This is a genomic window from Streptomyces sp. NPDC031466 (genome assembly GCF_055581265.1).
The window spans coordinates 495,295-516,815 of sequence record NZ_JBVIJT010000007.1; the positions used below are offsets into that span (position 1 = coordinate 495,295).

General features: G+C 71.5%; 20 protein-coding genes and 1 pseudogene. 10 read left to right on the plus strand and 11 right to left on the minus strand.

All coding sequences use genetic code 11. The features are described 5' to 3' along the window. The first annotated feature begins 18 nt into the window (after window positions 1-18). Window positions 19-981, plus strand: coding sequence for a GTPase Era (gene era / locus ACZ5GP_RS20135; protein ID WP_467464725.1), 963 nt, complete (start codon window positions 19-21; stop codon window positions 979-981). Window positions 982-1,194: 213 nt separating this feature from the next. Beyond that, window positions 1,195-1,875: a TetR/AcrR family transcriptional regulator gene (locus tag ACZ5GP_RS20140; protein ID WP_468752122.1), complete on the plus strand. Its 681-nt coding sequence runs from the start codon at window positions 1,195-1,197 to the stop codon at window positions 1,873-1,875. A gap of 16 nt (window positions 1,876-1,891) precedes the next feature. Here ACZ5GP_RS20140 and ACZ5GP_RS20145 read toward each other — a convergent pair whose 3' ends face one another. The 3 genes from ACZ5GP_RS20145 to ACZ5GP_RS20155 form a co-directional block, all read right to left on the minus strand. After that, window positions 1,892-3,244 carry a GH1 family beta-glucosidase gene (locus tag ACZ5GP_RS20145; RefSeq protein ID WP_468752123.1) on the minus strand — a complete coding sequence of 451 codons (1,353 nt, stop codon included), beginning with the start codon at window positions 3,242-3,244 and terminating at the stop codon, window positions 1,892-1,894. 74 nt (window positions 3,245-3,318) lie between these two features. After that, complete coding sequence (locus ACZ5GP_RS20150) at window positions 3,319-3,585, minus strand: protealysin inhibitor emfourin (RefSeq protein ID WP_468752124.1); 267 nt, start codon at window positions 3,583-3,585, stop codon at window positions 3,319-3,321. 43 nt (window positions 3,586-3,628) lie between these two features. Beyond that, window positions 3,629-4,750 (minus strand): M4 family metallopeptidase, encoded by a 1,122-nt coding sequence (locus ACZ5GP_RS20155; RefSeq protein WP_468752125.1) that lies wholly within the window; start codon window positions 4,748-4,750, stop codon window positions 3,629-3,631. Window positions 4,751-5,041: 291 nt separating this feature from the next. Here ACZ5GP_RS20155 and leuA point away from each other — a divergent pair, with 291 nt between their 5' ends. The 3 genes from leuA (at window position 5,042) to ACZ5GP_RS20170 (ending at window position 8,121) form a co-directional block, all read left to right on the plus strand. Next, window positions 5,042-6,763: a 2-isopropylmalate synthase gene (leuA, locus tag ACZ5GP_RS20160; protein WP_468752126.1), complete on the plus strand. Its 1,722-nt coding sequence runs from the start codon at window positions 5,042-5,044 to the stop codon at window positions 6,761-6,763. Window positions 6,764-6,933: 170 nt separating this feature from the next. Next, entirely contained in the window at window positions 6,934-7,665 is a 732-nt protein-coding gene (locus ACZ5GP_RS20165) for a TerB family tellurite resistance protein (RefSeq protein WP_468752127.1), read from the plus strand. A 6-nt stretch (window positions 7,666-7,671) separates the two neighbouring features. After that, a complete protein-coding gene (locus ACZ5GP_RS20170) occupies window positions 7,672-8,121 on the plus strand; it encodes an SRPBCC family protein (RefSeq protein WP_468752128.1) in 450 nt (149 codons plus the stop codon). 36 nt (window positions 8,122-8,157) lie between these two features. Here ACZ5GP_RS20170 and ACZ5GP_RS20175 read toward each other — a convergent pair whose 3' ends face one another. From ACZ5GP_RS20175 to ACZ5GP_RS20195, 5 genes are read right to left on the minus strand one after another with little or no spacing between them, the layout of a single operon-like run. Then, the gene (locus ACZ5GP_RS20175) at window positions 8,158-9,087 is read right to left on the minus strand and encodes a dihydrodipicolinate synthase family protein (RefSeq protein ID WP_468752129.1); all 930 of its coding nucleotides are present in this window, start codon (window positions 9,085-9,087) and stop codon (window positions 8,158-8,160) included. Further along, window positions 9,084-10,142, minus strand: coding sequence for an oligopeptide/dipeptide ABC transporter ATP-binding protein (locus ACZ5GP_RS20180; RefSeq protein WP_468752130.1), 1,059 nt, complete (start codon window positions 10,140-10,142; stop codon window positions 9,084-9,086). Before ACZ5GP_RS20180 ends, ACZ5GP_RS20175 begins: the two co-directional genes overlap by 4 nt. Next, complete coding sequence (locus tag ACZ5GP_RS20185) at window positions 10,139-12,166, minus strand: dipeptide/oligopeptide/nickel ABC transporter permease/ATP-binding protein (protein WP_468752131.1); 2,028 nt, start codon at window positions 12,164-12,166, stop codon at window positions 10,139-10,141. The genes ACZ5GP_RS20180 and ACZ5GP_RS20185 overlap by 4 nt, the downstream gene beginning before the upstream one ends. Further along, window positions 12,163-13,122 (minus strand): ABC transporter permease, encoded by a 960-nt coding sequence (locus tag ACZ5GP_RS20190; protein ID WP_468752132.1) that lies wholly within the window; start codon window positions 13,120-13,122, stop codon window positions 12,163-12,165. The genes ACZ5GP_RS20185 and ACZ5GP_RS20190 overlap by 4 nt, the downstream gene beginning before the upstream one ends. Window positions 13,123-13,162: 40 nt before the next feature. Further along, complete coding sequence (locus tag ACZ5GP_RS20195) at window positions 13,163-14,797, minus strand: ABC transporter substrate-binding protein (RefSeq protein WP_468752133.1); 1,635 nt, start codon at window positions 14,795-14,797, stop codon at window positions 13,163-13,165. Between the two features lie 370 nt (window positions 14,798-15,167). On the opposite strand from ACZ5GP_RS20195, the gene ACZ5GP_RS20200 reads away from it, so the two are divergent. Beyond that, window positions 15,168-16,451: an aspartate aminotransferase type Ic gene (locus ACZ5GP_RS20200; RefSeq protein ID WP_468752134.1), complete on the plus strand. Its 1,284-nt coding sequence runs from the start codon at window positions 15,168-15,170 to the stop codon at window positions 16,449-16,451. Window positions 16,452-16,488: 37 nt separating this feature from the next. On the opposite strand, the gene ACZ5GP_RS20205 is transcribed toward ACZ5GP_RS20200, so the two are convergent. Then, complete coding sequence (locus tag ACZ5GP_RS20205) at window positions 16,489-17,166, minus strand: AIM24 family protein (RefSeq protein ID WP_468752135.1); 678 nt, start codon at window positions 17,164-17,166, stop codon at window positions 16,489-16,491. Between the two features lie 162 nt (window positions 17,167-17,328). On the opposite strand from ACZ5GP_RS20205, the gene ACZ5GP_RS20210 reads away from it, so the two are divergent. Further along, complete coding sequence (locus tag ACZ5GP_RS20210; RefSeq protein WP_468752136.1) at window positions 17,329-18,150, plus strand: isocitrate lyase/PEP mutase family protein; 822 nt, start codon at window positions 17,329-17,331, stop codon at window positions 18,148-18,150. Here ACZ5GP_RS20210 and ACZ5GP_RS20215 read toward each other — a convergent pair. Both ACZ5GP_RS20215 and ACZ5GP_RS20220 read right to left on the minus strand, forming a co-directional pair. Then, a complete protein-coding gene (locus tag ACZ5GP_RS20215; protein ID WP_468752137.1) occupies window positions 18,137-18,421 on the minus strand; it encodes a DUF397 domain-containing protein in 285 nt (94 codons plus the stop codon). The genes ACZ5GP_RS20210 and ACZ5GP_RS20215 overlap by 14 nt on opposite strands. Beyond that, window positions 18,403-19,235, minus strand: a pseudogene (locus ACZ5GP_RS20220) (helix-turn-helix domain-containing protein). The gene ACZ5GP_RS20215 and the pseudogene ACZ5GP_RS20220 overlap by 19 nt, the downstream one beginning before the upstream one ends. Window positions 19,236-19,571: 336 nt before the next feature. Here ACZ5GP_RS20220 and ACZ5GP_RS20225 point away from each other — a divergent pair. From ACZ5GP_RS20225 to ACZ5GP_RS20235, 3 genes are read left to right on the plus strand one after another with little or no spacing between them, the layout of a single operon-like run. Continuing rightward, entirely contained in the window at window positions 19,572-19,799 is a 228-nt protein-coding gene (locus ACZ5GP_RS20225) for a hypothetical protein (protein WP_468752169.1), read from the plus strand. A gap of 54 nt (window positions 19,800-19,853) precedes the next feature. Next, window positions 19,854-20,603 (plus strand): DNA repair protein RecO, encoded by a 750-nt coding sequence (gene recO / locus ACZ5GP_RS20230; RefSeq protein WP_358586422.1) that lies wholly within the window; start codon window positions 19,854-19,856, stop codon window positions 20,601-20,603. Between the two features lie 37 nt (window positions 20,604-20,640). Continuing rightward, window positions 20,641-21,462: an isoprenyl transferase gene (locus ACZ5GP_RS20235; RefSeq protein ID WP_468752138.1), complete on the plus strand. Its 822-nt coding sequence runs from the start codon at window positions 20,641-20,643 to the stop codon at window positions 21,460-21,462. The last annotated feature ends 59 nt before the right edge of the window (window positions 21,463-21,521 follow it).

A 21,521-nucleotide genomic window follows, 5' to 3' on the forward strand; every position in this document is an offset into this window, starting at 1 on the left:
CTCCCGGGATCAGGGACAATGGGCGCCATGAGCGTTCGTACCCCGTCATCAGCCGAGCCGTCCGAGGCCGTCCACCGCGCCGGCTTCGCCTGCTTCGTCGGCCGCCCCAACGCGGGCAAGTCCACCCTCACGAACGCTCTGGTCGGCAAGAAGGTGGCGATCACCGCCGACCAGCCGCAGACCACCCGGCACACGGTGCGCGGCATCGTGCACCGGCCGGACGCCCAGCTGATCCTGGTCGACACCCCCGGCCTGCACAAGCCGCGCACGCTGCTCGGCGAGCGGCTGAACGACGTCGTACGCACCACCTGGGCCGAGGTGGACGTCATCGGCTTCTGTCTGCCGGCGAACGAGAAGCTCGGCCCCGGCGACCGGTTCATCGCCAAGGAACTGGCCTCCATCAAGAAGACGCCGAAGATCGCGATCGTCACCAAGACGGACCTCGTCGACAGCAAGACGCTGGCCGAGCAGCTCATCGCCATCGACCAGCTCGGCAAGGAGCTGGGCTTCGAGTGGGCCGAGATCGTGCCCGTCTCCGCCGTCGGCGACCAGCAGGTCGGCCTGCTCGCCGACCTCATCGTGCCGCTGCTGCCCGAGGGGCCCGCGCTCTACCCCGAGGGCGACCTGACGGACGAGCCCGAGCAGGTGATGGTCGCCGAGCTGATCCGCGAGGCCGCGCTGGAGGGCGTCCGCGACGAGCTGCCGCACTCCATCGCCGTCGTGGTCGAGGAGATGCTGCCCCGCGAGGACCGGCCCGCCGACAAGCCGCTGCTGGACATCCACGCGTTCGTCTACATCGAGCGGCCCAGCCAGAAGGGCATCATCATCGGCCCCAAGGGCAAGCGGCTCAAGGACGTCGGCATCAAGTCCCGCAAGCAGATCGAGGCGCTGCTCGGCACGCCCGTCTTCCTCGACCTGCACGTCAAGGTCGCCAAGGACTGGCAGCGCGACCCGCGCCAGCTGCGCAAGCTCGGCTTCTAGGCCGGACCCGCTCCGGGACGCGCCATGGGGCCCGGAAGTCCACGGCATCCGAAAGCGGCGGGGCGCAGCGGTGGACCCCCGTCCCGCCGCTGCGCCCCGCCGCTTTCGGCAACCACGCGGGGCGGACCGGCATTCCCGGATACGGGCGGCGCGCGGTCTTTTCGGCAGGGCGGCATAACGCTGTTATGGCTATCACAGCGTTATGCTGCGCGGATGTCAACCGGCAACCCGAGCGGGCGAGCAACCGGCGGACGAGAGCCGGCCGAGGTCCGCCGGCGTCTCCTCGACGAGGCCGCGCGCGTCCTGGCCGAGCAGGGCCCGGCGGCGCTGAGCGCCCGGCGCCTGGTCAAGGCGGTCGGCGCGTCGACGATGGCCGTCTACACCCACTTCGGCTCGATGCCCGCTCTGGTGCGCGAGGTGATGCGGGAGGGCTTCGCCCGGTTCGGCGCACGGGTGAACGAGGAGTGCCGCGGCGCCGACCCCGCCGACCCCGTCGCCGGGCTCGCCGGACTCTGCCGCGTCTACCAGGAGTTCGCCCGCGCCGAGTCCGACGTGTACGCCGTGATGTTCGGCGGCTCGGTCCTCGTCGGGTTCGAACTGTCCGACGAGGACCGGCGGATGGGTACGTTCATGCTGCGCTTCCCGCGTGACGCGATCCGCCGCTGCGTCGAGGCGGGCCGCTTCCGGGCGGACGCCGACCCCGACCTGCTGGTGCGTCAGCTCTTCGGCTCCATGCACGGCCTCGCCCAACTGGGCGGCGCGGGCTACCTCCTGGGTGAGTACGCCCCCGACGACGTACTCGCCGGAACACTGCGGGACTTCGCCGTGGCGGCCGGGGACACACCCTCGGCCGCCGAGCACTCCGTGGCCGCCGGCCTCAGGCCGCGCCCCTGATCCGGCGTGCGGCGCGTCACGCGCGCCGCGCCCGCAGGGCCGCGCGCAGCCAGTGGTAGGACGCCTTCGGGGTGCGCTCCAGCGTGGTGTGGTCGACGTGGACGAGGCCGAAGCGCTGCCGGTAGCCCTCCGCCCACTCGAAGTTGTCCATCAGCGACCAGACGAAGTAGCCGCGCACGTCCACGCCCGCCGCCAGGGCCCGGTGCAGGGCCCGCAGGTGTCCGTCCAGGTAGGCGATCCGCTCCTGGTCGTCCAGCCCCTGGTACGAGCAGCCGTTCTCGGTGACGACGAGCGGCGGGAGGCGGTCGCCGTAGCGGTCGCGGAAGGCGGTGAGGAGTTCGGTGAGGGCCTCGGGTACGACGGGCCAGCCGAAGTCCGTGACCGGGTGGCCCTCGATCTCCCGGGGCGCGAAGGGCAGTTCGGGCGGCAAGCTGAGGCCCGCGAAGTCGGTGGCGTGCGGGAGCGGGGCGCCCACCTTCGTCGGCTGGTAGAAGTTGATCCCGTACCAGTCGAGCGGCTCGGAGATGACCGCCAGGTCGGCGTCGAGATCGTCGGTGGGCATCGACTCGCCGAAGCCGTCCGGGTACCGGCCCAGCAGCAGCGGGTCGGCGAAGAGGCGGTTGAGGAGTACGTCGTAGAGGTCGGCGGCGGCCGTGTCCTCCTCGGCGGCCGATGCGGGCCAGGTCGGGCCGTGCGAGTTGGCGATGCCGATGTCCCGCGCGCCCGCCGCGCGCAGCGCCCGCACGGCGAGTCCGTGGGCGAGGAGCTGGTGGTGGGCGGCCGGCAGCGCGTCGAACAGGAGCCGCTCGCCGGGCGCGTGCCGGCCGAGCGCGTGACCGAGCAGGGTGTGTTCGGCGGGCTCGTTGAGGGTGATCCACTTCTCGACGCGGTCACCGATGCGGGCCGCGACGACGGCGGTGTACGCGGCGAAGTGTTCGGCCGTGTCGCGGCTCAGCCAGCCGCCCGCCTCCTGCACCGCGAGCGGGGTGTCCCAGTGGAAGAGGGTGGGGACCGGCCGCACGCCCGCCGCGCACAGCTCGTCCACGAGGCGGTCGTAGAAGTCCAGGCCCGCCGGATGCGCCCGGCCGGTGCCGGTGGGCAGCACGCGGGGCCAGGAGACGGAGAAGCGGTAGGCGTCCACGCCGAGGTCGCGCAGCAGCGCCACGTCCTCGCGGTAGCGGTGGTAGTGGTCGCAGGCCACGGCGGCCGTCGTGCCGTCCTGCACGTTCCCCGGCACGGCCGTGAACGCGTCCCACACCGAGGGCCCGCGCTCGTCGGCGGCGCCCTCGATCTGGTGGGCCGAGGTGGCCACGCCCCACAGGAAGTCGCGGGGGAAGGGGGATATCGGGCTCGCCGCGGTCGCTGCCATGGGCGGGATCCTGCGTAGCGCCGGGCAGGGAAGTCAATGGGCGGGCCGGAAAAAGGTGAACAACGCTCAGGTTCTTACGCGCCCTCCTTGAGGACCCGGGAGATCAGCTTCCGCTGGGGCTCGGTCAGCCTCGGGTCCGAGCAGTACACCGTGCGCCCCTCCACCGTCAGCTGGTAGCCGAAGCCGTCCGGCACCCCGATGGGGGGCGTGTCCCGGCCGTCGGCCAGGGCCTGTTCCGCCAGGGCGTGCCATTCGGGGGCATCGACCAGCTCCGAGGTGTCCACCTCGGCGTGCCGGTCGATGCCCGCGAAACCGCCCGTGCGCTTCACCTGGATACGCATGGCTCCTGTCTACTCCACCGCGCGGGCGGCCGGTAGCGCGCCGTCAGCCGTTGGAGGCCTTCTTGGCGGTCTTGGCGGTCTTGGAGGCGGCACCGGAGACCGGCACCTTGACCGTGGTCCAGGCGTCGGTGACGGCCTTCAGCTCGTCGCCGTCGCCATACTTCTGGCGCGCGGCGGCCACCGTCAGCTTCGCGAAGTCCTCGAAGGAGGCGTCCTGCGCCAGCTCGCCGCCGGTCAGCACGGCGTACCAGATCTGTCCCGCCCGCTCCCACGAGTGGCCGCCGAGGGCGTCGGCCACCAGGTAGAACGCGCGGTTGGGGATGCCGGAGTTGATGTGCACGCCGCCGTTGTCGCGGCCCGTGCTGACGTAGTGGTCCATGTCGGCGGGCTGCGGGTCCTTGCCGAGCACGTCGTCGTCGTACGCCGTGCCGGGCTCCTTCATGGAGCGCAGCGCCTTGCCCGTGACGCGCGGGGCGAGCAGGCCGGCGCCGATCAGCCAGTCGGCCTCCTGTGCGGTCTGGCCGAGCGTGTACTGCTTGATGATCGAGCCGAAGACGTCCGCCATCGACTCGTTCAGGGCGCCGGGCTGGCCGAAGTACGTGAGGTTCGCCGTGTACTGCACGACGCCGTGGGTCAGCTCGTGGCCGATGACGTCCACGGGGATGGTGAAGTCCAGGAAGATCTCGCCGTCACCGTCGCCGAAGACCATCTGCTCGCCGTTCCAGAAGGCGTTTCCGTAGTCCTCGCCGTAGTGGACGGTCGCGTCCAGTGGCAGGCCGTTGCCGTCGATGGAGTTGCGCTCGTACGCCTTCTGGAACAGCTCGAAGGTCGCGCCGAGACCGGCGTACGCGCGGTTGACGGTGGCGTCCTTGCCGGGCTTGTCGCCCTCGCCGCGGACCTTGCGGCCCGGCAGCTGCGTGCGGTTCCTGGCGTCGTACACGGTGCGGTGCGGCTTGTCCGCCGCGGCTTCCTCGGGCAGGGCGACGGCGGGCGCGCCGATCACGGTGGTCAGCCGACGGCGGGTGCGCTCCACGGCGTCCCGTTCCAGGGTGCGGCGGGCCGGTCCGGCGAGCGCCGTGTCCTGGTTGCGGGCCAGGGTGTCCAGGACGTGCGGCGGCACGATGGTGCAGAAGACGGGTTCGAAGCCCGTCGGTTTGGCGGTCATGGCGGCAATGTGGCACTGGGTCATGCCGCTGTCACTACCTGCCACCATGATTGCTGAAATAGAGGGATTGATCACCGCTCGACGTTTAACCCGCCGCGGTCCCGCATACTGATACGGGCCCGCGCGCCGGGCGCGACTCGGCTAGGCTGCGGCACATCATGCGATTCGGGCTGCTTCTCCTTAGCTGCCGCGGCGAGGGCCTGTAGTCGAGGCCGACCCCCTCCCCGCGGAGTTCGGCGTTGCGCTAAGACCGTCGGCCGTCCTTCAGGACACTTCCGAGGAGCCCCGCACATGCCGAACTTCCAGCGCCCCACGTCCCTGCCGATCCACAAGTACGGCCGGTACGAGCAGGTCGACATCCCGGACCGCACCTGGCCGGACAAGCGGATCACGGTCGCTCCCCGCTGGCTCTCCACCGACCTGCGCGACGGCAACCAAGCGCTGATCGACCCCATGTCACCGGCCCGCAAGCGCGCCATGTTCGACCTGCTGGTACGCATGGGCTACAAGGAGATCGAGGTCGGCTTCCCCTCCTCGGGCCAGACCGACTTCGACTTCGTGCGCTCGATCGTTGAGGACGAGGACGCGATCCCCGAGGACGTGACGATCTCCGTCCTGACCCAGGCCCGCGAAGAGCTGATCGAGCGCACCGTGGAGTCCCTGAAGGGCGCCCGCCGCGCGACGGTCCACCTGTACAACGCGACCGCGCCCGTCTGGCGCGACGTGGTCTTCCGGGGCTCGCGCGAGGCGGTCAAGCAGATCGCCGTCGACGGCACCCGGCTGGTCATGGAGTACGCCGACAAGCTGCTGGACGACCGTACGACGTTCGGATACCAGTACAGCCCCGAGATCTTCACCGACACCGAGCTGGACTTCGCCCTGGAGGTCTGCGAGGGCGTCATGGACGTCTGGCAGCCCGACGCCGAGCGGGAGATCATCCTGAACCTGCCCGCCACGGTCGAGCGCTCCACGCCCTCCACCCACGCGGACCGCTTCGAGTGGATGTCCCGCAACCTCTCCCGGCGCGAGTTCGTCTGCCTGTCCATCCACCCGCACAACGACCGCGGCACCGCCGTCGCCGCCGCCGAGCTGGCCGTCATGGCCGGCGGCGACCGCGTCGAGGGCTGCCTGTTCGGTCAGGGCGAGCGCACCGGCAACGTCGACCTGGTCACCCTGGGCATGAACCTCTTCAGCCAGGGCGTCGACCCGCAGATCGACTTCTCGGACATCGACGAGGTCCGGCGGGTGTACGAGTACTGCACCCAGATGGAGGTCCACCCCCGGCACCCCTACGCGGGCGACCTGGTCTACACCGCCTTCTCCGGCTCCCACCAGGACGCCATCAAGAAGGGCTTCGACGCGCTGCAGGCGCGGGCGGCCGCGGCGGGCAAGACCGTGGACGACATCGAGTGGGCCGTGCCGTACCTGCCCATCGACCCCAAGGACGTCGGCCGCTCCTACGAGGCCGTCATCCGCGTCAACTCGCAGTCCGGCAAGGGCGGTGTCGCGTACGTCCTGAAGAACGACCACAAGCTGGACCTGCCGCGCCGCATGCAGATCGAGTTCTCCAAGATCATCCAGGTGAAGACCGACGCCGAGGGCGGCGAGGTCACCCCGGCTGCGATCTGGAGCGTCTTCCAGGACGAGTACCTGCCCAACCCCGACAACCCGTGGGGTCGGATTCAGGTCAAGAACGGTCAGACCACGACCGACACGGACGGCGTCGACACCCTCACCGTCGAGGCGACGCTGGACGGCGCGGACACCGTCCTGACCGGTTCCGGCAACGGCCCGATCTCCGCGTTCTTCGACGCGCTGCAGGGCGTCGGCATCGACGTGCGCCTGCTGGACTACCAGGAGCACACGATGAGCGAGGGCGCGTCCGCGCAGGCCGCCTCGTACATCGAGTGCGCCATCGGCGACAAGGTGCTGTGGGGCATCGGCATCGACGCCAACACCACGCGCGCCTCGCTGAAGGCCGTCGTGTCGGCCGTCAACCGCGCGGCACGCTGACCCTCCCCCCGCGTTCCACCGGCCCCGTCCGCCTCCCCGGCGGGCGGGGTCGCGTCATCTCCCGGCCATGTCGGGACCGCTCTCCTGTACGAGATGCTGACGCCGCATCATCGATGTGGCTAACATCACGCCAACGCGGCAATGCAGCCGGGGAGTCACGGAGGTGCGTGGTGCTGCCAGAACGGGGAGCGAACGGCAAGAAGGCCCGTATCTCCGCAAGGCCCGTCTCGCGCGGTCGGGCGCTGTGCAAGCGGGTGGTCGGCGTGCACACCGCCTGGGACGCCGTCGGCGACGGCGAGTTCTTCTGTCCCGCCTGCGGGGGCGACCGCAACTACCAGCGGCTCACCGGCCGACGCCGCTTCATGCTGCTGGGCCTGCCCGTAGTGCCGCGCGGCGACGCGGGGCCCGTCGTCCAATGCGCCGCCTGCCAGGACCTGTTCGACCCCGACGTCCTGGACCACCCCACCACCACACGGCTCTCCGCCATGCTGCGCGACGCCGTGCACACCGTCGTCCTCGCCGTCCTGTCGACCGCGGGCTCCCTCTCGCGCACCACCCTCGACACGGCCGTCGGCACGCTGCGCGCCGCGGGTTACGACGACTGCTCCGAGGAGCAGCTCGTCGCCCTCGTCGGCGCGCTCGCCGCGGACACCGGCCGCGCCACCGAGGCCGACTGCACGCCGGGCCTCGCCATAGAACTGCACGAGGCGCTCGGCCCGCTGGCCCCCCACCTCGCCCCCGCGGGCCGCGAGGCGCTGCTCCTCCAGGGCGCCCGGATCGCGCTGGCCGACGGCCCCTACACCCCCGCCGAACGCGATGTGCTCACCACGGCGGGCTGCGCGCTCACCCTCCGCGCGGAGGACGTGACCCGTCTGCTGGTGACGGCACGCACGCCGTCCTGAGTCCCGGTGCCGCGCTTCGAAATCGTGACAGCCGTCGCCGCGCCCCCGGACCGGGTGTGCGAGGCGTGCCTTGACGTGGAGGCGCACACCCGGTCGATGGCCGGTTCGGCGGAGCGGGCGGTCGGCGGCAGGACCCGAGGCGCCCTCTCGCTCGGCGACACGGTGACCTTCGAAGCGCGCCACTTCGGCCTGACCTGGCGGCTCACCGCCCGCATCACGTCGTACGACCCGCCCCGGTGCTTCGTGGACGAGCAGGAGTCCGGCCCCTTCAAGCGATGGCATCACAGCCATCGCTTCGAGCCGGACGGCACCGGCGGCACCGTTATGAGGGACGTCATCGAATTCGCCTCGCCGTTCGGACTTCTCGGCCGCATCGCTGACCGCACCGTTCTGAGCTGGTACATGCCCCGCCTCATCAGAACCCGCAACGCCTATCTCGCCGACGCCTTGCGCTGAGCCAGGATTGCGGTGGTTGCTCCGAGAGGCAGCCCCTCAGAGCAGCCCCGCCGCCGCCAGGTGCCTGCCCACCGTTTCCGTCTCCCCGGGGGACAGCGGGATCTGCGGTTCCGCCGTCGTCGGGCAGGTGATCACGCCGCGCAGGTGCAGCGCCGCCTTGAAGGCGCCCAGCGCCGACGAGCTGCCGCCCATCCGGGTCGGGTCGCCCGCCGTGACCATCCCGAACAGGGCGCACAGCCGCTCCTGTTCGGCCCGCGCCCGCTCCCAGTCGCCCTCGCGGCAAGCGGCGTACAGGCGTACGTATCCGGCGGGGTCGACGTTGCCGAGGCCCGGCACCACTCCGTCCGCGCCCATCGCGAGCGCCGCGTCGGCCGTCACCTCCGAACCGGTCAGCACGCTGAAGGGCGTCGGTAGCGACCGCCTGCCGAGGAGCACGCTCCGGAAGGCTCCCTCGGCGCCGCTGGAGTCCTTCAGGCCCGCCAGCACGCCCTCCGCGGCCAGTTCGAGCACCAGCTCCGCGCTCAGCTTGGAGTGCACCGACATCGGCATGTCGTACGCGATGACCGGCACCGGTGAGCGGTCCGCGACCAGCCGGAAGTGGTGGGCGATCTCGGCCGGATGGGTGCGCGTGTAGAAGGGCGCGGTGACGACGGCCGCGTCCGCGCCCGCCTCCGCGAGCGTGCGCACATGGTCCAGGACGCGGGGCGTGGTCATGTCGATCGCTCCGGCGAGCACCGGCAGTCGGCCGCCGACGTGCCGGACCACCGTGTCGACGACCAGCGCCCGCTGGCGGTCCGTCAGGTACGCGGCCTCCGAGGTGGAGCCGAGCACGAAGAGGCCGTCGACGCCGCCCCCGATCAAGTGGTCCACGAGCCGGACGAGGGAGGCGGTGTCCACCTCGCGGTCCGGTGTCAGCGGGGTGCAGACGGGCGGGACGACACCGGTCAGCGGGGTGGGCAGGGTCATGGGCGCTCCCTGGGGTGTGCGGCGGTGGCGGCGGCCGGGGTTCGGGCCGTGGCGGCGGCCTGGGTGGCGAGTTCGTGGGTCGACTGGCCCGCGCCGACCGGGTGGTGGCAGCGGAACCGGTGCCCCGGGCCCGCCCGTTCGGCGTCCGGCATCATCTCGGCGCACACGGCGTCCGCCTTCCAGCAGCGCGTGCGGAACGGGCAGCCGCTCGGCGGCCGGGTCGCCGACGGCACCGGTCCCACCAGCGGAATCGGGTCGATGGGGGCCAGCAGGCCCGGTGTGGCGGAGAACAGGGCGCGGGTGTACGGGTGGCGGGCGCGGTCCAGGATCTCGGCGGCGGGTGCCTCCTCCACGATCCGGCCCAGGTACATGGTGATGACGCGGTCGCTCATCCTGCGCACGGTCTGGATGTCGTGCGAGACGAAGACCAGGGCGAGGCCGAGGCGTTCCTTCAGGTCCAGGAGGAGGTTGAGGATCTGGGCGCGCACGGACACGTCGAGCGCGCTGGTCGGTTCGTCGGCGACGACCAGGTCCGGTTCGAGGGCCAGGGCGCGGGCGATGGCCACGCGTTGGCGTTGTCCGCCGGAGAGCCGGCCGGGCAGTCCGTCCGCGAGGGCCTTGGGCAGGCCGACCAGGGACATCAACTCCCGTACCCGGTCCTCCCGTTCCCTCGGGGTGCCGCGCCGGTGCACGTCGAGGGGGTCCCGGAGGATCTGCCGCACCGACAGCCTGCGGTTCAGGGCGGTCGACGGGTCCTGGAAGATCATGCCGGTGCGGGTGCCGATCTCCGTCCGCCTTCTCGCGGGGGCCATCGTCCAGAGGTCCCTGCCCCTGAACGTCACCGTTCCGCCGGTGGGGCGCTGTACGCCGACCAGGACCTTGGCCAGGGTGGACTTGCCGCAGCCCGATTCGCCCACGACGCCGAGGGTCTCGCCGGGGGCGATTTCCAGGTTCGCCTCTGTGAGGGCGTGGACCTGGTCCCGGGAGAACAGCCCTCCGGAGCGGGCCCGGTGGGTGACGTGCACGTCGGTCAACCTGAGCAGGGGAGTGGTCATGTGTGCTCCCCGGGCGCGGGCTCGTCGTGGCTTGTCGCACAGTTCCCCGCGCCCCTGCGGGGCGCCTCCCGACGGGGCACTGCCGGATGGTGGCACGCCGTTTCATGGGGCGCCGGGCCCACCAGCGCCGGGGTCACATCCCGGCAGACCGTCGAGGCCAGCGGGCAGCGGTCCGCGAACCGGCAGCCCGCCGGGAAGTCCGCCGGGGACGGCACCACGCCCTTGATCTGCGTGAGCCGCCGCGCCGCCGACTCCAGGGAGAGCACGGAGCCGAGCAGCCCGCGCGTGTAGTGGTGCGCCGGGGCGCCCACCAGGTCGGCGGTGACGCCCGTCTCGACGATCTGGCCGCCGTACATCACCACCACCCGGTCGGTGACGTCCGCGACGAGCGCCAGGTCGTGCGAGACGAGGATCAGCGCGAACCCCAGCTCCGCGCGCAACCGCAGCAGCAGTTCGATGATCTGGGCCTGCACGGTGACGTCGAGCGCCGTCGTCGGCTCGTCGGCGATGATCAGCTTCGGGTCGCGGGAGAGGGCCATGGCGATCAGGACGCGCTGGCGCTGGCCGCCGGACAGCTCGTGCGGATAGCTGCACAGGGTCCGCTCGGGGTCCAGGCCCACCAGTTCGAGCAGGTCGGCGGCCGTGCGGCGGCCACCCCTGCGGACGACCTGCCCCAGCTGGGAGCGGACCGTCATGGCCGGGTTCAGCGAGGACAGGGCGTCCTGGTAGATCATCGCCATGTGGTGGCCGAGGAGCCGGCGCCGGGCCCGCGCGGGCAGGCCGACCAGCTCCCGCCCGTCGAAGACGACGCTGCCCCGCACCCGGGCGCCCCGGGGCTCCAGGCCCATCACCGTCAGCGCCGTCAGCGACTTGCCGCAGCCCGACTCGCCGACCAGGCCGAGGACTTCGCCGGGGCGTACGTGGAAGCCGATGGCGTCGACGATGTCCGTCCCGGCGTGCCGCTGGGCGAAACCGACGGCGAGGCCGGTGACGGTCAGGACGGGCGGCCCCTCGGGCAGCGGCCGGGCGCGGGCGCGCAGCCGCTGGGCGGCCTCGGTCAGGCCCGGCAGGTCCAGGACCTCGCCGGTGCCGGGCTCGGGCGCTTCGAGGCGGTCCTCGGCGCGGGCCGCGTCGGGCACGTCCCGGCCGGAGGGCGCGGCCCACGCGTCGGAGACGCCCTCGGAGAGGATGTTCAGGGCGAGGACCGTGATCAGCATGAGCAGGCCGGGGAAGACCGTCGCCCACCAGCCGCCGATCAGGACCATGTTCTTGCCGTCGGCGATGACGCTGCCCCAGGAGGGGTCGGGCGGCCGGACGCCCGCGCCGATGAAGGAGAGCGAGGCCTCGAAGACGATGGCCTCGGCGACCTGCACGGTGCAGAAGACCAGGATGGGCGCCGCGCAGTTCACGGCGACGTGCCGGATCAGGATGTGCGGGGTGCGCGCGCCGACGACGCGTTCGGCCACGACGTAGTCCTCGCCGTACTGGTCCAGGACGTTGGCCCGGACGACGCGGGCGATCGGCGGGGTGAACAGGAACGCGATCGCGCAGATCAGTACGGTGATGCCGCCGCCGAAGACCGCGACGAGGACCGCGGCGAGCGCGATGCCGGGAAAGGCCATGACGACGTCGAGACAGCGCATCAGCGTCTCGTCGACGGCCTTGCGGGAGGTCGCGGCGACCGCGCCGACGAGCGCGCCGACGGCGAGGGCCAGCAGCGTCGCGCCGAGCCCGATGGCCAGCGACCAGCGCGCCCCGTACATCAGCCGGCTGAGGATGTCGCGGCCGAGGCTGTCCTGGCCCATCCAGTGGCCGGCGGAGGGGTGCCCGGTGCCGTCGGTCTGGCGTTGCTGGTCGAGGGGGTCGTGCGGGGCGACGAGCGGGGCGAGGGCCGCCACCAGGACGACCAGGGCGAGGACGCCCACCGCGACCCGGGACAGGACGGGCAGCCGGCGCAGCGGGCGGAGCCGCAGGCCGGGCACGGACAGGCGCTCGGTCAGCGCCTTGCGCGAGGTGAACGTCAACTCGTCCCCCTCAGGCGGGGGTTGACCAGCAGGTGCAGGATGTCGATGACGAGGTTGACGATCACGAAGCCGACGGCGGTGGTGATGACGACGCCCTGGACGACGGCCGGGTCGCCGTTCTTCACGGCGTCGATCATCAGCTTGCCCATGCCGGGCAGCGAGAAGATCGTCTCGATGACGACGGCGCCGCCCAGCAGGTAGCCGACGCGCAGTCCGAGCACGGTGAGCGGGTTGATGAGGGCGTTGCGCAGGACGTTGCAGCCGACGACGACCACCGGGGGCAGGCCGCTGCCGATGGCCGTACGCACGTAGTCCTTGTCCAGCTCCTCGACCACGGCGGTGCGGATGACGCGGGTGAGGCCCGCTGCCACCGGCAGGGAGAGGGCGAGGGCGGGCAGGGTCATGGTCCGCAGCCAGCCGGTGAGGGAGTCGGCGGGGTTGATGTAGCCGCCGGTCGGGAACCAGCCGAGGTCGACGGCCAGGTACTGGATCATCAGGAGCGCCAGCCAGAAGCCGGGCGCCGCGACACCGGTCAGGGAGGTGACGCGGATGAGCTGGTCCGGCAGCCGGTCGCGGTGGATCGCGGCGGTCACGCCGAGGGTCAGCGAGAGCACGACGGCGATGCCGAGGCCGAGGAACGTCAGCTGCATGGTGAGCGGCAGGGCGGTGGTGACCTGGTCCAGGACGGGGGAGCGGTTGAGGACGCTGATGCCCATGTCGCCGTGGAGGAGGTCCCCGACAAAGGCGATGTAGCGCGCCGGCAGCGGGTCGAGGAGGCCGTTCTCCTCGCGGAACCGGTGCAGCTGCTCGGGGGTCGGGTTCGCGCCCTGGAAGAAGGCGGAGGCCGGGTCGACGTCGGAGAACCGCATCACGAGGAAGACGAACAGCACGATGCCGAGCAGCAGCGGGACGAGCAGGGCGATGCGGCGGGCGAGGATTCTGAGGACTGCGGTCACGGAGCACGACCCCCGAACTGGCCGGTGGACTGGGCGGTGGTCAGGCCCACTTGGCCTGGAGGAGGTTGATCCCCGGATACGGCTGGGCCCGGACGCCGCCGATCTTCCTCGGGTCCCAGGCCGTCATGAGTTCGTTGTGCACGACCGGATAGAGCACCGCCTGCTCGGCGACGACGTCGATGTACTCCTGGATCATGGTCTTCTTGCGGCTCGCCTCGGGCTCGCGGGTGGCCGCCGCCATGTCCTTGAAGAGTTTCCTGGCGACCGGGTCGCCGGCCCAGCGGGCGTAGCCCATCCACAGGTTCTCGGGGCCGTAGTTGTAGTGCATGATCAGGTCGGCGTCGAGCCCGAACTGGTTGGGGTTCGAGGCGGCGGCGACGACCTGGAAGTCCTTCTTCTGGTCCAGTTTGGTGAAGACGGCGGTGGTCTCCTGCGGGTCGAGCGTCACCTCGACGCCGAGTTTCTCCCAGCCGTCCTGGATGGTCGGCAGGCAGTCCACGATCCAGCTGACGTTCACCGCCATCAGATTGACCCGCAGCTTGCCGACGCCCGCCGCCTTCAGGAGCTTCCGCGCCTTCGCCAGGTCGTACGCGTAGACGGTCCGCGCGGGCCGGTAGGAGGGGTTGGCCTCGTTCAGGAAGGACGTCGACGCCTTGCCGTGTCCGCGCAGGGCGGCCTCGATCATCTTGTCGCGGTCGATGGCGTAGTGCAGCGCCTGGCGCACCCGTACGTCGTCGAACGGCTTGTGCGCGGTGTTGAAGAGCAGGAAGAGGTTGTTCATCCCGGCGCCGCCCTCGACGCTCATGCCGCTCTTCTCCAGCTGCGCGATGTTGGCGTACGGGATGTTGTCGGCGATCTCCGCGTCCGCGCTCGCGCCGGAGATCTTCGCGACGCGCGGCGCGGCGTCCACGATCGTCAGCCAGTTCATCTTCTTGAACGCGGCCTTGCGGGGGCCGTTGTAGTCCGCGAAGGCCTCGAAGGTGGTGTTCGACTTCGGGTGGTGCGCGGTCTGCCGGTACGGTCCCGACCCCACCGCCTTGCCCTTGGTCGCGTCCTCCCAGGCGCCGGGCTCGGAGAAGACGTGCTTCGGCATGATCTTCGCGAGGGAGAGGCGGGCGGCGCCGTCGGGGAAGGGGAACTTCAAGATCAGCTCGACGGAGGTGGCGTCGACCTTCCTGACCTCCTTGAGCCAGCTCGCGAAGAACCCCTTGGCGAGCGTCTGGGTCCTCGGGTCGAGGATGCGGTCGAACACGAAGACCACGTCGTCGGCGGTGACGGGCCTGCCGTCGTGCCACTTGGCACCCGGGCGCAGGGTGAACTTCCATGTGGTCGCCCGGAGGTCGCCGGGGATCTCGGTGGCGAGCGCCGGGTAGGGCTCGCGGCTGATCGGGTCGGTGCCGAGCAGACCCTCGTAGATGTGTTCGTTGCCCGCCATGGCGAAGGCGGAGGCGGTCTGCGTCGGGTCCCAGCTGCCGTCGTTGCCGTAGCCGATGACGGCGGTGAGCGTGGCGTCGCCGCCCTGGCCGCCGCCCCCCGTGTCGTTGGTGGACTCCGGCCCCGAGGAGCAGGCGGAGAGCGTGGTGGTGACGGTGGCGGCCGCGCCCAGGGCGCCGGTGTACCGCAGGAAGGACCGGCGGTCGGGCCGCGTCGCGGTTCGAGGGATCGGGTCGCTCACGGTGTCTCCCTTGTTCCCTGGAGAGATCCCACGTCCTACGTCGTGGGTGGCGTGGCGACCATAAGAGGGGTGCGGGGGCCGGTCAAGGCCCCGCACACGGCCTTTCACCCCCATTGGCGAGCGGGGCCCGGCGGGTGGCCCCCGGCGGCCCGGGGGCACCGCCGGTCTCGTGGACCGGGCGCCCGGCGCACGGGGCGGAGCCGGTTTGTATTCTCGGCAGGCGCGACCCACCGAACGCGACCCCCGCGTACCCCACCGGGGGCGTGGCCCCGCGTGCCCCACCGGGCGCGCCCCGACCGACCGCCGCCCGACCGTGCGCGACCCCACCGCGCGCGACCCACCGAAGCCGCACCCTGCGAGAGGCAACACCATGACCACCGAGCTGAGCCCCGACGCCCCGGCCCTGGACGGGCTCCTGGAGCGGGCCCGGAAGGACTACGCGGAGCTTGCCGCGCGCGGGCTCTCCCTCGACCTCACCCGGGGCAAGCCCGCGCCGGAACAGCTCGACCTCAGCGAGGACCTGCTCGGCCTGCCCGGCGGACGCCACACCGCCGCCGACGGCACGGACGTACGCAACTACGGCGGCCTCCAGGGTCTGCCCGAGCTGCGCGAGATCTTCGCCGACCTGCTCCAGGTGCCCGCGGGCCAGCTGCTCGCGCTCGGCAACTCCAGCCTGGAGCTGATGCACGACTGCCTGGTGCACGCCCTCCTCGGGAAGCTGCCCGGCGCCGAGTCCTGCTGGGTGGACCAGGAGCGCATCGCGTTCCTGTGCCCCGTGCCCGGCTACGACCGGCACTTCGCGCTCTGCGAGCGGTTCGGCATCGACATGATCCCCGTACCGATGACCGACCAGGGCCCGGACATGGACGCCGTGGAGCGGCTCGCCGCCGAGAACCCGGCGGTCAAGGGCATCTGGTGCGTGCCCAAGTACAGCAACCCCGACGGCGTCTCCTACAGCGACGAGACCGTGGCCCGCCTCGCCCGCATGGAGACCGCCGCCCCCGACTTCCGGATCTTCTGGGACAACGCCTACGCCGTCCACCACCTGACCGACGAGCCCACCGGGATCGCCGACCTCCTCGGCGCCTGCGCCGAGGCCGGCAACCCCGACCGGGTGTTCGTCTTCGGCTCCACCTCCAAGATCACCGCCGCCGGCGCGGGCGTCGCCTTCTTCGGCTCCTCGCCCGCCAACGTGCAGTGGCTCCTGGCCAACAACCAGAAGCGCTCCATCGGCCCCGACAAGATCAACCAGCTGCGGCACGTGCTGTTCCTGCGGGACGCCGACGGCGTACGCGCCCACATGGAGCGCCAGCGCGCCCTGCTCGGGCCCAAGTTCGAGACGGTCGCCCGGATCCTGGAGGCCGAGCTGGGCGGCACCGGCCTCGCGACCTGGACCTCGCCCAAGGGCGGCTACTTCGTCACCCTCCAGGTCCCCGACGGCTGCGCCAAGGAGGTCGTGCGCCGCGCCGCCGAGGCCGGCATCGTGCTGACCCCGGCCGGCGCCACGCACCCCTACGGCCAGGACCCGCGCGACGCCGTCATCCGGATCGCGCCCAGCTACCCGGGCCTCGCCGACCTGGAGCAGGCCATGCGCGGCCTGACCGTCTGCGTCCGCCTCGCCGGCTACGAGCAGCGGGCCGGCCGGGCCGCCTGACCTGCCGCCGCGCCGACCGCTCGGCGCGGCGGCACGCTCAGTGCTGCTGCGCCTTCTGCGGCGTCACCTCGCTGGGGCGGACGATGACGTAGCCCTCGCCCCGCAGCATCAGCTGGACCGCCTCGCCCGAGCCGCCGCGGATCATCGACCCGATGGACTGCGAGCGGTGCAGCGAGGTGGCCAGGTCGGCGGTCCAGCCGACCACCGCGTCCGTGTCGACGTACACGGGCTGCTGCGGGGAGACGGGGATCACCAGCGGGTTGCCGTCACACACCAGGCCGAGGCGGCCCGAGCCCGTGAAGACGCTGTTGAACAGGCCGCCCCCGGTCACGCCCGCGCCCTTCACCGTCTTGATCTCGTACGAGAGGGTCGCGTCGAAGCACAGGACGTTGCGGCCGTTGACCGTGAGGACGTCGCCCGGCTCGACGTCCACGATGAAGCAGTTCTGCGCCTCGTGCGCGAACCACGCCTCGCCCTGGCCGCGCACGGCCATCAGCGGCAGCCCCTCCCCGGTCATGGCCCGCTTGAGCATGCCGCCCACGCCCTGCCCCTTGCGCTCGAACTGCAGATCGCCCCGGTAGGCGATCATCGCGCCCTGCCGGGCGAACATCTCGCCGTTCACCGCGTACTTGATCGACTTGGCGTTCTGGAGGGTCATCCCGGGGGCGAGGGCCGGCTGCGCCATGTGGTCACTGGAGAACAAGTCACTCTTCATGAGGGCATCTTGGGCCAGGAGCCCCGGGGAGCGGAAGCGCGGCCGGTTCCGCGCGGAACAACCTTTCCGGGCCGACGGTCTGGCCGCGCAGGTGGCCACGGACCTCGCCTGGGCGGTGAGGTTTCGGTCCTCGCCGACGCCTCGCGCCCGTACGGTCGGACCATGACCCTTCGCCACGAGCACTTCCGCGACCTGCACCGTTCGCCCGGCGCGCCCCTCCTGCTCCCCAACGCCTGGGACCACGCATCGGCGGCCGCCCTGGCCGCCGCCGGTTTCCGGGCGGTCGGGACGACCAGTCTCGGGGTGGCCGCGGCGGCGGGGCTGCCCGACGGGAACGGGTCGGGCGCGGCGCGCGAGGAGACCGTCCGGCTCGCCCGCGGTCTCGCCCGCCTCGACGTTCTGGTCAGTGTCGACATCGAGGGCGGCTTCAGCGACCGGCCCGAGGAAGTCGCCGCGCTCGCCGTGGAGCTGGCGGAGGCGGGGATCGTGGGCGTGAACATCGAGGACGGCCGCGCGGACGGCACGCTCACCGACCCCGCCCGGCAGTGTGACGTGATCCGGGCCGTGAAGGAGGCCACGGGCGGCCGCCTCTTCGTCAACGCCCGCACGGACACGTACTGGCTGCCCGGCGCTCACGTGACGCAGACCGCGGACCGCCTCACCGCGTATCGACAGGCGGGCGCCGACGGACTGTTCGTGCCCGGCCTGCGGGATGTGCGGGCCATCACCGAGCTGACCTCGGTGTTCGACGCCCCTCTCAACATCCTCCACGCGCCCGGCGGTCCCACCCTCCCCGAACTGGCCGAGGCAGGCGTGGCGCGCGTCAGCTGCGGATCACTGCTGTTCCGCGCGGCACTGCGGGGCGCTGTCGCGGCGGCCGAGGCGGTGAGGGACGGGGCGTCCCTCCCGCCGGGCATTCCGTCCTACGCCGACACGCAGGCGCTGTCCGACGCGTTCGCCTCGTCGGCGGTCACTCGCGGGTAGGGGCGGCGGCGCCGCTGACGAACGCCTGCCAGGCAGGGGCGCCGATGATCAGGGTGGGGCCCTGCGGGACCTTGCTGTCCCGCACGGGCACGACACCGGGGACTCCGTCGGCGACCTCCACGCAGTCGCCGCCCTCGCCGTTGCTGTAGCTGCTCTTGCGCCAGCGGGCGGCGCCGATGAAGTCGTGGGCGACCTCGACGCAGTCGCCGCCGCTGCCGTTGCTGTGGCTGCTTTTGCGCCAGCGGGCGTTGCTCAGGTCGTACTCGCGCATCGTCTGTAGTCCTCAGCCGCCGACTCGATCAGGGCGAGGGACGCCTCCGGCGACAGCGCGGCGCCCCTGAGCAGATCGTATGCGCGCTGTGCGCGCTTCACCACTGCCGGGTCGTCCAGCAGGGTTCCCGAAAACGACGTCTCTGTATAGGCGGTTGGCGGCGCGTCCTCGAAGTCCATGAGCTTCAGCGTCCCGAGCATGGCGGCGTGCGCCCCCGCCTCGTACGGAAGCAGCATCACCAACACCTGCCGCTCACGCATCAGCGCCGCGACATGGTCCAGCTGCTGCGCCATGGCCGCCGGGCCGCCCACCGGGATGTACAGCACGTTCTCGTGCAGCACCACCCAATACTCGGGCCGTGTCGCGTCCTTGAGGATGCCCGACCGCTCAAGGCGGGCCGCAACAATGTCCTCCACGTACTCGTCCGTGACGAACGGATTGGCCGCGAGGGTGACGACACGCGCGTACTCGGCGGTCTGCAACAGTCCCGGAATCAGCGTGGGAGCGAACTCGCAGATCCGCGTCGCCTGCGCTTCGAGCTCGACCACCGGGGCGAAGTAATCGGCATACGGTTGTCATCGATCAGCTTCCGGCACATGCGTCCGAAAATACCGTCGGTTTGCAGGACCTCGTCGATCCGCTCGGCCACGTCCAACTGCGGTTTACGAATAGCCTGTTCGAATTGCCCAATGTAGCCGCCGGAGACGAAAACCCGGGCCCCCAGTGCCGACTGGGTGATCCCCGCGTCCTCGCGGCGCCGCTTCAGCTCCGTGCCGAAGAACTCCCACGCCGCCTGACGTGAACCATTGGCCATGGCCAACCGCCTTCCACTGCCCCGCAGTTGTAGAGGGCAGACCCCTGCCGAGTGTAGGCGCGATACGTCACCGTAGGGGTGCGAAGAGTGAAATCCGAAGGCGAAGGGGAGTCACGTGGAGGCGGAATCCAAGCGCCACGCAGTGGTATGCGTCGAACAGGCGGAGGAAACATTGAGGGAATTGCGCGCCGCACTCGCGCGAGCGGAAATTGCCCTGCCGTCCTTGCGGATCGACCCCGCGACGGTGGCCAGGGAGGCACCCTGCCCGCGCATCGAATTGGGCGGGTGTTCCGTCGCCGTGGCGCAACGCCTGGCCGCCGCCCTGAGGAGTGCGCCGTGAGCCTTCCCGCGCACCTCCCCGTCGGCTCGTACGTCGTGGACACCAGCAGTGGACGCGTCGGCCGGGTGATGGGACACGAGGGCCCCTACGTCCAGCTGCGCCCCTACGGCGGCGGCCGCGAGTGGGACTGCGCCCCGGAGGAGGTCCGCACCGCGACCATGGCGGAGCGGCTGCGCGCGGCGACGGCGTACGCGAACGCCCGCAGCAGGGGCGAGGTGGTGTGACCGCTCAGCCGTACGGCGTACCTCGCACCCCCCGCCGTACGCGAGAATGGCCCCATGAGTCTGTTCCGCGACGACGGCATCGTGCTGCGCACCCAGAAGCTGGGCGAGGCGGACCGGATCATCACGTTGCTCACGCGCGGTCACGGGCGGGTACGCGCCGTGGCGCGGGGGGTGCGGCGCACCAAGTCCAAGTTCGGGGCCCGGCTCGAACCCTTCTCCCACGTCGACGTGCAGTTCTTCGCGCGCGGGAGTGAGCTGGTCGGACGCGGGCTGCCCTTGTGCACGCAGAGTGAGACCATCGCGCCGTACGGCAGCGGGATCGCGGCCGACTACGCCCGCTACACCGCCGGCACGGCCATGCTGGAGACGGCGGAACGGTTCACCGACCACGAGGGCGAGCCCGCCGTGCAGCAGTACCTGCTGCTGGTGGGCGGGCTGCGCGTCCTCGCGCGCGGGGAGCACGCGCCGCACCTCGTCCTCGACGCGTTCCTCCTGCGCTCCCTGGCGGTGAACGGCTACGCGCCGAGCTTCGGCGACTGCGCCAAGTGCGGCCTGCCGGGACCGAACCGCTTCTTCTCGGTCGCGGCGGGCGGCTCCGTCTGCGTCGACTGCCGGGTGCCCGGCAGCGTCGTACCGTCGCAGGAGGCCCTCACCCTGCTCGGCGCGCTGCTCACCGGCGACTGGGCGACGGCGGACGCGTGCGAGGCGCGGCACGCGCGCGAGGGCAGCGGGCTGGTCTCGGCCTATCTGCACTGGCACCTGGAGCGCGGCCTGCGCTCGCTGCGGTACGTAGAGAAAAGCTGAGCAGCACCCCTTGAAGTCACGTAGGAGAGAGAGCCCCATGGCACGACGCGGAATCCTCGGACGGTCCCGCCGTGAGTACACCACCCCGGAGCCGCACCCCACGGGCGTGCGGCCGCCGAAGATCCCCGCCGAGCTGGTGCCCAAGCACGTCGCCATCGTCATGGACGGCAACGGCCGGTGGGCCAAGGAGCGCGGGCTGCCGCGCACCGAGGGGCACAAGGTGGGCGCCGAGCGCGTCCTGGACGTCCTCCAGGGCGGCATCGAGATGGGCGTCGGCGCGATCTCGCTGTACGCCTTCTCCACGGAGAACTGGAAGCGTTCCCCGGACGAGGTGAAGTTCCTGATGAACTTCAACCGTGACTTCATCCGCAAGACCCGCGACCAGCTCGACGATCTCGGCATCCGCGTGCGCTGGGTCGGCCGGATGCCGAAGCTGTGGAAGTCGGTCGCCAAGGAGCTGGAGATCTCCCAGGAGCAGACCAAGGGCAACGACAAGCTGACCCTGTACTTCTGCATGAACTACGGCGGCCGCGCCGAGATCGCCGACGCCGCCCAGGCCCTCGCGGAAGACGTGCGGGCGGGCCGGCTGGACCCGTCCAAGGTCAGCGAGAAGACCTTCGCGAAGTACCTGTACTACCCGGACATGCCGGACGTGGACCTGTTCCTGCGGCCCAGCGGCGAGCAGCGGACCTCCAACTACCTGCTGTGGCAGAGCGCGTACGCCGAGATGGTCTTCCAGGACGTGCTGTGGCCGGACTTCGACCGCCGCGACCTGTGGCGCGCCTGCCTCGAATACGCTTCGCGCGACCGCCGCTTCGGCGGGGCCGTCCCGAACGAGCAGCAGATCGCCGAGAGCTGACCGCGCCCGTGCGCGTACGAAGGGGCCCGCACCGTCACAGTGACGGTGCGGGCCCCTTC

Bases quoted from the DNA above. Each gene is read 5' to 3' on its own strand.
- era (WP_467464725.1), top strand. From the start codon at position 19: ATGGGCGCCATGAGCGTTCGTACCCCGTCATCAGCCGAGCCGTCCGAG.
- ACZ5GP_RS20140 (WP_468752122.1), top strand. From the start codon at position 1,195: ATGTCAACCGGCAACCCGAGCGGGCGAGCAACCGGCGGACGAGAGCCG.
- ACZ5GP_RS20145 (WP_468752123.1), bottom strand. From the start codon at position 3,244: ATGGCAGCGACCGCGGCGAGCCCGATATCCCCCTTCCCCCGCGACTTC.
- ACZ5GP_RS20150 (WP_468752124.1), bottom strand. From the start codon at position 3,585: ATGCGTATCCAGGTGAAGCGCACGGGCGGTTTCGCGGGCATCGACCGG.
- ACZ5GP_RS20155 (WP_468752125.1), bottom strand. From the start codon at position 4,750: ATGACCGCCAAACCGACGGGCTTCGAACCCGTCTTCTGCACCATCGTG.
- leuA (WP_468752126.1), top strand. From the start codon at position 5,042: ATGCCGAACTTCCAGCGCCCCACGTCCCTGCCGATCCACAAGTACGGC.
- ACZ5GP_RS20175 (WP_468752129.1), bottom strand. From the start codon at position 9,087: ATGACCCTGCCCACCCCGCTGACCGGTGTCGTCCCGCCCGTCTGCACC.
- ACZ5GP_RS20180 (WP_468752130.1), bottom strand. From the start codon at position 10,142: ATGACCACTCCCCTGCTCAGGTTGACCGACGTGCACGTCACCCACCGG.
- ACZ5GP_RS20200 (WP_468752134.1), top strand. From the start codon at position 15,168: ATGACCACCGAGCTGAGCCCCGACGCCCCGGCCCTGGACGGGCTCCTG.
- ACZ5GP_RS20205 (WP_468752135.1), bottom strand. From the start codon at position 17,166: ATGAAGAGTGACTTGTTCTCCAGTGACCACATGGCGCAGCCGGCCCTC.
- ACZ5GP_RS20210 (WP_468752136.1), top strand. From the start codon at position 17,329: ATGACCCTTCGCCACGAGCACTTCCGCGACCTGCACCGTTCGCCCGGC.
- ACZ5GP_RS20215 (WP_468752137.1), bottom strand. From the start codon at position 18,421: ATGCGCGAGTACGACCTGAGCAACGCCCGCTGGCGCAAAAGCAGCCAC.
- recO (WP_358586422.1), top strand. From the start codon at position 19,854: ATGAGTCTGTTCCGCGACGACGGCATCGTGCTGCGCACCCAGAAGCTG.
- ACZ5GP_RS20235 (WP_468752138.1), top strand. From the start codon at position 20,641: ATGGCACGACGCGGAATCCTCGGACGGTCCCGCCGTGAGTACACCACC.